The 8,881-nt window shown below is 71.2% G+C and carries 15 protein-coding genes; 12 read left to right on the plus strand and 3 right to left on the minus strand.

Annotated features, from left to right (window positions below; all coding sequences use genetic code 11):
- Nucleotides 1-79: 79 nt before the first annotated feature.
- Genes H8R17_RS43250 through H8R17_RS43280 form a run of 7 tightly spaced genes read left to right on the plus strand, consistent with a single transcriptional unit; the run spans nucleotide 80 to nucleotide 2,599 of the window.
- Entirely contained in the window at nucleotides 80-334 is a 255-nt protein-coding gene (locus H8R17_RS43250; RefSeq protein WP_187828656.1) for a hypothetical protein, read from the plus strand.
- Entirely contained in the window at nucleotides 331-894 is a 564-nt protein-coding gene (locus H8R17_RS43255) for a helix-turn-helix domain-containing protein (protein ID WP_187828657.1), read from the plus strand. The genes H8R17_RS43250 and H8R17_RS43255 overlap by 4 nt, the downstream gene beginning before the upstream one ends.
- Complete coding sequence (locus tag H8R17_RS43260) at nucleotides 891-1,103, plus strand: hypothetical protein (protein WP_187828658.1); 213 nt, start codon at nucleotides 891-893, stop codon at nucleotides 1,101-1,103. Before H8R17_RS43255 ends, H8R17_RS43260 begins: the two co-directional genes overlap by 4 nt.
- A gap of 14 nt (nucleotides 1,104-1,117) precedes the next feature.
- A complete protein-coding gene (locus H8R17_RS43265; RefSeq protein WP_187828659.1) occupies nucleotides 1,118-1,333 on the plus strand; it encodes a hypothetical protein in 216 nt (71 codons plus the stop codon).
- Nucleotides 1,330-1,527 carry a hypothetical protein gene (locus H8R17_RS43270; RefSeq protein WP_187828660.1) on the plus strand — a complete coding sequence of 66 codons (198 nt, stop codon included), beginning with the start codon at nucleotides 1,330-1,332 and terminating at the stop codon, nucleotides 1,525-1,527. The genes H8R17_RS43265 and H8R17_RS43270 overlap by 4 nt, the downstream gene beginning before the upstream one ends.
- Nucleotides 1,524-1,949, plus strand: a complete 426-nt coding sequence (locus H8R17_RS43275) for a hypothetical protein (protein WP_187828661.1) — start codon at nucleotides 1,524-1,526, stop codon at nucleotides 1,947-1,949. Before H8R17_RS43270 ends, H8R17_RS43275 begins: the two co-directional genes overlap by 4 nt.
- Nucleotides 1,949-2,599, plus strand: a complete 651-nt coding sequence (locus H8R17_RS43280; protein ID WP_187828662.1) for a hypothetical protein — start codon at nucleotides 1,949-1,951, stop codon at nucleotides 2,597-2,599. The genes H8R17_RS43275 and H8R17_RS43280 overlap by 1 nt, the downstream gene beginning before the upstream one ends.
- A 253-nt stretch (nucleotides 2,600-2,852) precedes the next feature.
- Here H8R17_RS43280 and H8R17_RS43285 read toward each other — a convergent pair whose 3' ends face one another.
- From H8R17_RS43285 to H8R17_RS43295, 3 genes are all read right to left on the minus strand, one after another.
- The gene (locus tag H8R17_RS43285) at nucleotides 2,853-3,386 is read right to left on the minus strand and encodes a hypothetical protein (protein WP_187828663.1); all 534 of its coding nucleotides are present in this window, start codon (nucleotides 3,384-3,386) and stop codon (nucleotides 2,853-2,855) included.
- 135 nt (nucleotides 3,387-3,521) lie between these two features.
- Entirely contained in the window at nucleotides 3,522-4,358 is an 837-nt protein-coding gene (locus H8R17_RS43290; RefSeq protein WP_187828664.1) for a hypothetical protein, read from the minus strand.
- Nucleotides 4,359-4,645: 287 nt separating this feature from the next.
- Entirely contained in the window at nucleotides 4,646-4,999 is a 354-nt protein-coding gene (locus tag H8R17_RS43295) for a hypothetical protein (protein ID WP_187828665.1), read from the minus strand.
- 418 nt (nucleotides 5,000-5,417) lie between these two features.
- Here H8R17_RS43295 and H8R17_RS43300 point away from each other — a divergent pair, with 418 nt between their 5' ends.
- The 5 genes from H8R17_RS43300 to H8R17_RS43320 all read left to right on the plus strand — a co-directional run.
- A complete protein-coding gene (locus H8R17_RS43300) occupies nucleotides 5,418-5,621 on the plus strand; it encodes a hypothetical protein (protein WP_187828666.1) in 204 nt (67 codons plus the stop codon).
- Between the two features lie 132 nt (nucleotides 5,622-5,753).
- Complete coding sequence (locus H8R17_RS43305) at nucleotides 5,754-6,776, plus strand: hypothetical protein (protein WP_187828667.1); 1,023 nt, start codon at nucleotides 5,754-5,756, stop codon at nucleotides 6,774-6,776.
- Nucleotides 6,773-7,825, plus strand: a complete 1,053-nt coding sequence (locus H8R17_RS43310) for a hypothetical protein (RefSeq protein ID WP_187828668.1) — start codon at nucleotides 6,773-6,775, stop codon at nucleotides 7,823-7,825. Before H8R17_RS43305 ends, H8R17_RS43310 begins: the two co-directional genes overlap by 4 nt.
- Before the next feature lie 16 nt (nucleotides 7,826-7,841).
- Complete coding sequence (locus H8R17_RS43315) at nucleotides 7,842-8,312, plus strand: hypothetical protein (RefSeq protein WP_187828669.1); 471 nt, start codon at nucleotides 7,842-7,844, stop codon at nucleotides 8,310-8,312.
- The coding region (locus tag H8R17_RS43320) for a hypothetical protein (RefSeq protein WP_399478064.1) at nucleotides 8,309-8,881 on the plus strand (573 nt) is incomplete at its 3' end. The genes H8R17_RS43315 and H8R17_RS43320, both read left to right, overlap by 4 nt.

Consider the following 8,881-nt stretch of genomic DNA (forward strand, 5'->3'; position numbering starts at 1 on the left):
CGCATCACTGGCCATGCACCCACCGGGACCGAGAGGTCACAACCCTACTCGTGAGGGCTGCAGAAGGGATGGTCCTCTAATGAGCACCTCCACCCTCCCCGACGGCCACGTGGTCACCAGGCTGACGATCGGCTGTGACAGGTTCGGCTGCCTGCGGGAGAGCACCGGCCTGTACACCGTGCCCCGCTCGATGCTGCGCCCAGACTGCTACGCCATCCACCGCGCCGTCATCACCCAGCACCGCGGCTGGCAACACAACGACCTCGGGGACGACCTGTGCCCGGACCACCGCGAAGACACCCCCGCCAACGCCCCCACCGAGGTGACCCTGTGACCCCCGCCCGCGTTCTCGGCACCGCCCTGCCGCTGCTGTGCCTCGCCGCCGCCGTCGTCCTTGCCGCCTACGGCGAAGCCGTCCGGCGCGCCCGCCGACGCCACGCCTCGATCCTGGCCTTCCTGCGGGACAGCCCCGACAGCACGGCCCGCGACATCAGCCGCATGCTCCTGATCCCCTACACCCTCGTGTGCGCGGAACTGGATTACCTCGAGGAAGCCGGCCGCGTCGCCCGGCACCGGCCGCTCGTCGGCCGACACACCTACTCCATACGCGAGCCCGACGAGCCCACCGCCGTACGCCCGTACCTGGTGCACGACTACCGGCCGGACCGGCTGACGTGGGGCCGCAACATCATGGTCCACCACGCCCTCGACAACGGCGAGCAGCTCCGCGTGTCCGGGTGGGGCCACGGAATCCACCCCGGGGACAAGATCCTGCTGGAGCACGAAGGCGAAGACGCCTGGCACGCCGTGACCGCCATCCAGCACCACCAGGACCCCGCAGACATGTGGGCCGCCGACCTCGCCCGCACCGCCGAGGGCGCCCACCAGCAGTGAGCACCCACCCCCGCGGCCGGGCACTCGCCGCCGCCGTCGTCTTCACCGGCGGGGCCGTCGCCCTCGCCGCAGCCACCATCGGCACCTTCGGCGACCGCGGCAGCACGTACGCGCTGCCCGCCGCCGCCCTGCTCTACGGCGCCCCGTTCCTTGCACGGCGTGCCGTACAGGAGCGGCGCGCCCACCGGCACCGCCCCACCGAAACGTAACGGAGGCCCCCCTCATGGACCGCCCCACCGTCCGGCAGGCCCTCGCCCGCCTCGCCGACTGGTTCCGCACGCTGCGCGAGCAGCTCGCTCACCTCGCTCACCGCCTCGCCGAGGCCCTGGCACCCCTCGCCCGCCTCGCCCAGCAGGCCCGCACCCACCGCGGCCGGCGTCACCGGGACCGGCCTGCGTGGGCCAGCCCGTACGGGCCCGCCCCGAGGAGGAGCCGATGAGCAGCCAGACGCCGCGCCGCCGGCACGCCCGCCGCTACGTCAGCCAGACCACGGAGGACATCGTCCGGCACTGCTACCCGGGCATGGTCCCCTCCCGCATCATCGAGCGCGCCGTACGCGAGATGGCCATACGCGAGGGACGCCTCACCCCCGACGGACAGCCCCGCCCCCACACCCCCAGGAGAACCCCGTGAGCACCCCCCACCCCCGAGACGTGGAGATCCTGTTCGAGCCGCTGCGGCAAGCGTTCCTGCGGGTGCCGCCCGCGGCCCGTACCCCGGAACACCTCGCCGGCACCGCCGTCCGAACCCTCGCCGACATGCTGACGGACACGTCCGTGGACACCCCTCCGGACGTCCGGACGGACATCCGGACGGTGTCCGGAGAGGTCATCCGCAGCGTGGACCACGACGAGGACGGACGCCCCGTGACCAGCACGGACACCGCCCGGACACGTCTGCGGACGGCTCCTGCGGACGCGTCCGGAGGCGTCCGGATCGAGTACCGGGCCCGCGTACCCCGCCACCTCGCCGGCGCCGCGTTCGCCGAGGCCCTCGGCGTCATCGCCGCGGAGACCGGCCACGGCCTGCCGGACGGCCAGGGGGAGGACCAGTGATGGACCGCGAGGAGATCACCCACGTCAGCAGCGCGGCCGTGACCGTGCTGCGCGTGACCCCGCTGGAGGAGGACGGCACTCCAGACCACGGGTGGGCCATGACCTACCACTACCGGGAGCCGGTGCTGCTGGGCTCCGGCGCCCTGGAGCGCATCCCGTCCTTCCTCAATGCACCCGGCGAGAACCTGAGGGAGTGGCTGCCACCGCGCAGGCTGGCCGCGATCGTGGCCCCGCTGGACCACGAGCAGTCCCGCGACGTCTACGCGCTCGCTCAGGGCCTGTGGCAGCGCCGCCGCACCGGCTCCGCCGTGGAGGCCTGGCAGCCACAGGAGCCGGGCACGTGGTGGTACACGCTCATCCCCTGGTGGCGCTACAACCCGGACACCGACCGGTGGCCGCTCAAGGAGTTGGAGGGCGACCACCGCGCCTACGCGTTTGGCGACGTGCGCCCGGTGAACACCTACGCCTGGCCCGCCCTGCCACCGTTCCCCGAGGCGAAGGCCCTGGGCCCGGGCACACAGGTCGTCATCGCCTTCACCGAGACCCCGCCCCCACCGCCGGGCCTCCCGCCGTCACCGGAGCCGCCGCATGACTACCCCGCCGCCGTACCCCGACGCCGACCTGCGCCACGAGGCCGCCCGCCTGTCTAGGGCTCTGCAGCCGCCCGCCGTGCCGGATGCCGTCCTGGCCCACCTCATGGCCGGTGGGTACATCGAGTCCACGTGGCAGGACCTGGAGTTCACCACCGAGCTGGGCAACGCATGGGGCGAACTGCCCCCTGAGGAGCGCGAGGCCGCCCGCCGCGCGGTCGCCGAGCACCTCGCCGCCGCATCACCGGGGTACAGTGACCCTCGGACAGCAGGAAACCCCCCGAGGCCGGTCCCCGGGGGGTTTCGCGTTCCGTCAGGCAGCTGCCCTACGCGGCCGGTGGCGGCTGTCGTAGCACTCCCGGCACACGCTGAACATCTTCACGCACTTGCGGCGCTTGACGATTTGCACGCACTTCACGCGCTCGTGGCTCGGGGCCTTGCACTCCGTGTCCGTGCACTCCTCCGTCCGCGGCTCAAAGTGGCCGATCCCCCGGTGGTAGTGCGAGCGCCACGTCTCGAAGTCCTCCGGGATGTACCACCCATCGGTGGACGCGATGCCGTCGTCCACGTACCGGCCGTACATCTTGCGCTCGGCCTCCTCGTCGCACACGTGCGCGGGCTGCTCTGCGGCGGGCTCCTCCACCGTCTCATTGGCCAGGCCGTTGTCGGCCAGGATCTCCTCCACCGTGCGCTCCTCCCAGCTCAGGTTGCCCCAGTTGGCACCGTTCTCGAAGCGGCGCAGCAGGTCCGCGGCCTTGCGCATCTCCAGCGGCATCGAAATGGCTTCACCGTTCTCCATGACCTCGTACCGCTCGCCGTTCGCCTTGAGGGTGTAGGTGCTGGTCATGGTGCTCTCCTGGGGTGTTGTTGTCGTCCTTGCGGTCACTACTATATGCACTATGATGTTGCAACGTCAAGAGGCAATAAGAGGGTGAGGAAACCCCTGACCATCAAGGGTCGGGGGCTCACTCCTGCACACCCGTTACGCGGGCGCCGCGGTCAGGTGGGTCCCGCTGTCCAGCACCGTCCAGCCCGCCCGCTCCAGCACCTGGCGCACCTCCGCCAGCACCTGCGCCTCATCCGGCGCCCGGTGCGCCTCCACGTGCAGCACCCCGTGCAGCGCCGTCGCGACCGCCGACCCGTACCGAACGCCGAGCACCTTGCCGCGGTCCACGCCCAGCACCCTGCCGGCCGCGTCCAGAAGTGCCAGCTCCCGCGCCCGCCGCTCCACCTGCGGTAGGACCTCCCACTTCAGCCGCCTCGCCGCGAGCGCGTACCACACGGCACCCTCCGGCGTATCCCGCGGCACCACCCGCAGGCTGTCCGTATACACCGCCTCCGGGCCGCACCGGTTGGTCAGCACCATACGGTCCCGCCCCGTCCTGTCCGCTTCGATCGACCAGGGCTCCCGGTCCACCAGCACCGTGATGGTCCGCGGGTGCGTGCTGCACACCTCGGCCTCCACCAGGTCGCCGGCGCCGACCTTGACCGCAGTCTCCTTGGCCGCCGGGGCGGCTTCCTGCACGTCCTGCGTGGGGGCCGGCTCATCGTCCACCAGCTCGGTCGCCTCGATGATCTTCAGGCACTTCTTGCACGTGATCTCAGCGCCCTCCAGTGAGGCAGGGCGGGCCACCTTGCGGAAGTTGGTGCCACACACGGCCGACTTTTCGTCACCGAGGTGCGTCTCGCCAACACCGCGCAGCGCCACCGTGACGGGGCGGTCGTAGACGTTGGTCAGGGAACCGGCGGTGATGAACTCGGTACCCTCCCACGTCATCGTCTCGGTGATAACCCCCTGGCGGTTCTTCGTGCGCTGCATCGTGGGCTCCTCGGTTGTTGCCGTCTTCGCGCCACCACTATAGGCACTGTCATGTTGCAATGTAAAGTTGCATCATGAGGCGGTGGGGCGGGTGGCAAAGAGCCCCCGGCCGTTCCCTTCTCGGCCAGGGGCTTCGCCGAATCCGGGCCGCAGTCCGAATTGCGGGTCGCGGCCTCGATCTATCGGCTCACGTGCACCGCGTAGAAGATGTTCCCGATGTCGCCCGATAAACGATCAATGAACGCGCGGTCGGCCGGCTAGTCGCCTGTGTCGTCCCGTCGGTGCGGTCAGGTCTCCGGCTCGTCCGCGGCTACCTCGTGTTCCTTGTCCGGCGTCTTGTGTTTGGCTGCGGACTTCTTGGCTGGCCGCTTCGTGATGCCCTGGATGATCTCCCGCACCCGCCCGAAGCTGACGCCGGTCTCGGCGGAAATTGCCCGCAGGGATAGGCCGTCATCCTGCAACTCCTTCATTGCGTCCTGACGCATCTCCCGGACGCGACTGTGGGTGTCCGGCCACTCGTCCAGTAGTTGCGTCAGCCGCTTCGCTCGCGCAGCGGCAGGCACCTCGGGTGAGCCAAGCGACTCAATCGCCTCCAGCACGCGCTGTACCTCCTCGTCCAGCTGAGGGCCTTCCTCGCCCACGATCACCCCTTCGGAACCGCGACGGCCCCGGGCAACGCCTGTGCGGGGTACCCTCCACGCAGAGTTTTGTGTAGGGTACCCCGCACGGGAGGTTGTCGGAACCGCCTCCTGATGTGAAGCGGCCCCGGTCGGAGTTGTGGAAGGCCCGACCGGGGCCGGTCGCCCACCTGAGCTACCAGGAGAGCGGACATGCGACAGCGTATCTACGCGCCGCGAGAGGCGGTGCGGAAGTGACGCGCCGGATCAGCACGAAGCAGCCGAACCAGGTCGCCGGCCAGCCCGCGACCATGGCGGCGTGCCGACGGGACCGGGGCACCTCACAGGACCGGGACGCCCGGGCTGAGGAGGCCATTGGTCAGCGGGAGTCGGCACAGTTCCACGCCAAGGCGAGTGCCGAGGCTGCCGGGGGGTGCCGCTGATGAGCTTCCTCGACGGCATCCGTTCCGTGTTCAGGGGCGGCCCCAGCAGCGCCCCGCCGCCTCGCGGTATCTCGCCCTACGCCTCCACGACGGAGCGCGACAAGCACGCCAAGAAGCAGGCGCGGTACGCCAGGCAGGCCGCCGCCCGCCGCGCGGGCCACCGCGCCCGCGTGAACCGCGGCGGAGTCGACTCCGGGCGCTGAGCCACCTGAAAAGCGGCCGTACGGGCGCATCCCCTCATCCCCCTGCGCCCCTCGGCCGCTCCCGGGGCCCGCCAACTCTCCCCCCAAGGGTGGGCCCCGGGCCAGTCCCGCAACCCACGAAAGGCCCCCACTGTGACCACCGAGCAGCCCCGCATCCCTGGAGTCAGGTACCGGCGCGAGCGGCGCGTCCGGCAGGTTCCCAAGGAGGTCATGGGCGACGTCGTCATGGTCGACGAGGAGTACGACGTCCAGGTTCCTATCCCGCCGGTCGACCTGGACCGTGTCCTGCTGCGCTTCGTGATCACGGTGGCCGTCGGCATGACCGCCGTCGCTGTCGTGTGGTCCACCGCGAGCATCGGCGCCCTGCTAGCCCTGGTCGTCACCCCCGTCATCGCGTACGCCGCAAGCGTCACGTTCGAACTCGCGTGGGTGACCTTGCTGTCCATTCAGTGGCTCCTGCGCAGCGACCCGGAGCGCGCCCGGCCCGTCGCCATCGCCGGATGGTTCGCCGTCGGCATCGTCGTGGCCGCAGTCGTCGCCCACGGCTTCCACGAGGACCAGCGCACCGCCGGGCTGGTCGGCGGCGCCGTGTCCGTCCTGGCAAAGGGGCTCTGGACCGTTGTTCTACGCCTGTTCTCCGTGAAGTTCAGCGACGCTGTGGCCGTATGGCTGCGCGACCGCCAGCAGCGGAACGCCGCGGCGGCGGCCCTGCTCGGCCAGCAGCAGCGCCTCGGGGGACAGCAGGCGTACATGACCGCCGTCTACGGCCCAGACGCTGCGGCCGGCGCCCTCGCCACCGTGGCCAGCGGCCCCGCCCCGCACGGACTGCCGTCCGGACAGGCCCCGGAGGCGTCCGCCCCGAATCCGGACACCGCCCCGGACCCGTCCGGACAGAACGGCGGACACGACCCGGACCCGTCCGGACGGCAGGACGAGCCCGCCACGCCGCCCGGACCCGGCGGTGCACCTGTCCCACCGCCGTCCGGACAGCTCGTGTCCATCGCATCCACCGTCCGGACCGTCCTCGGCGAGTACCCGGGCATCAGCGACGACCAGCTGATCGAGCGCGTCAAGGCGCTCCACGGTGACCGGCCCCGGCTCAGCGAGACCGTCCTGCGCTACGCCCGCAAGACCAGGAACGAGAAAGCCTCATGACCACAGACCAGGACTCCGACGAGGCGGCCGTGCTGACCACGCTCCGCCGCCTCGGCGTGGGCCCGCGCGGGGGCGGCCCGGACGACGCACCGCCCCCGCCCGCGGCCCTCCCGCCCGTGCCCCCGCCGCCGTCGGAGCCGCCCACCGTGCACCTGGACCCGGCAGCGACGGCCCCGACCACTCCCGGCAACCGCATGCCGGACTGGCGCACCGGCCAGACCCTCGACCTGACCGCCCCCGCCCACCAGGACCCGGAGGACGTCGGAGACGGTGACCTCGGGGAACCGGTGGACTGGCACGGCCCCCGCCATGGCCCGCAGCCACTCGGCCCCGTCGACAAGCACGACGACTCCGACGAGGACGAAGAAGAAGAGGGCAGGAGCAGGCGCCCCGACTGGTGGCGGCTGTCTCCCCGGCGAGCGCCCGAGGTGGCCGCTCCCGCGCAGCCCTCGGGCGGCGAGTGGGGCGGCGTCGATGAGCCCGCGCAGCAGCCGGTGGTGGTGGCACCCGCCCCGGCACCGGCGGCGCCTCCCGCCACGGGGGCTCGCCGGTTGCTTCCCCGCCGGATCCGGGACAGCAAGGCGTGGATGTTCCTGCTGTTCAACGGCAGCGCCGCCGCCGCGGGCTCGGCCATCGGACTCAAGATGTACCTGAGCCAGTTCCCGCAGCAGGCCCTGATCGCGGCCGGCGGTCTCCTCGCCCTGGTGGGCGCCCTCGGGGCCGGGCTCGCGGCCTGGAAGGTGGTCACGGTCAAGGGCGTCGCCGAGATCATCCCGTACGGCCTGCTCGGGCAGGCCGGCCTCGTCTTCCTCGCCGCCGAGATCGGCCGCCGCACCGGAAAGCTCCTGCTCCCCACCGTGGCCGCCCAGATCCACGCCCACACCGGCCTGGACGCCCTACAGGTCGCCCTGCTCATCGTGGGCGCCGCCCTGTGCGGCTCGACCGGCTTCCTCGTGTGGAAGACCCGCGCCAAGTCCCTGCCCGTTCGCTGGTTCTCCCGCATCCCCCTCGCGACGGCCGTCCTCGCCTGCGCCCTCTACGCGTCCTGAACTCGAAGGATCTTCCGTGCTCCACTCGCTCATATCCGCTGCGCCCGCCGCCGGGGCCAACGGCATGCAGGTCCTCGGGGCGGTGGGCCTGTCGTCCCTGGCCCTCACCATGGGCGCCATCCTGATCATGGCCATACGGGGCAGGTCCAAGCCGGTCAAGAAGTTCCTCGGCGACGCGCGCCGACTCGGCGGCGCCGCCGTTGTCTTCGGTGTCCTGTGCATCATGGCCGGAGGAACGTGGAGGGCTATCGCCTACGGCGCGCAGGACATGGCCGCCCGCACCCTCGCCGACCCCAACGTGGCCGGAGGTATCACCCCGGCCGGTACCGCCCTGTTCCTGACGACGGTGACCTTCCTGCCGGAGTGGCAAAAGCTGTTCTGGCCCCTGTTCTTCGGCATCGGCGCCGGTGTCTCGTGGGGCATTGCGGGCGGCTACTTCGGCATCCTGTACGACCTGATCGGCTCCATGCTGGGGCGGCTCGCATGAGGGGGCTGCTGCGGGAGCTGGGCATCCCCTTCAAGGGCAGCAAGGAGACGCTGCGGCTCTTGCTCACTGGGTCGCGGCTGATCGTGCAGTACCTCGCGGACGCCCTGTTCAGGGGGCTGCGGGGGTGGGTCGACCTGTTCCTCGACACCGACGAGAGCGGCAAGCGCAGGACCAGCGCGGGCGACTCGTGCGCTATCGCCCTGCTGGCCCTCTTCCTTCTGCTCGCAGCCGCCGGGCTCCTCGCCGTGCTGGCCTGGTTCTTCCTGCTCCCGTACGCGGCGCCCTACGCGCCCTTGATCGTGCTCGCCGTAGCGGTGGGCTGGACGATCGCGGCGTTCACCGCCGTGTTCGCGACCGCTCCCCGGTCGAAGGACCCCACCCTAAACGATCATGAACAATCGGCGGGGGAGAAGGACCAGGGCGGGGATGCCGTGCAGACCCTGGTCACGTTCATCGTGGAGGCCGTTGTCATGGCCGAAGGTGAGCCTCACGAATTCACGGCACCAGGAGCTTCAGTGACAGCCAGTCACTTCATGGAGGAAGGGTGCTTCCGACCTGCGATGATTCAG

The sequence above is a fragment of the Streptomyces sp. TRM68367 genome (genome assembly GCF_014495685.1).
Classification (GTDB): Bacteria; Actinomycetota; Actinomycetes; order Streptomycetales; family Streptomycetaceae; genus Streptomyces.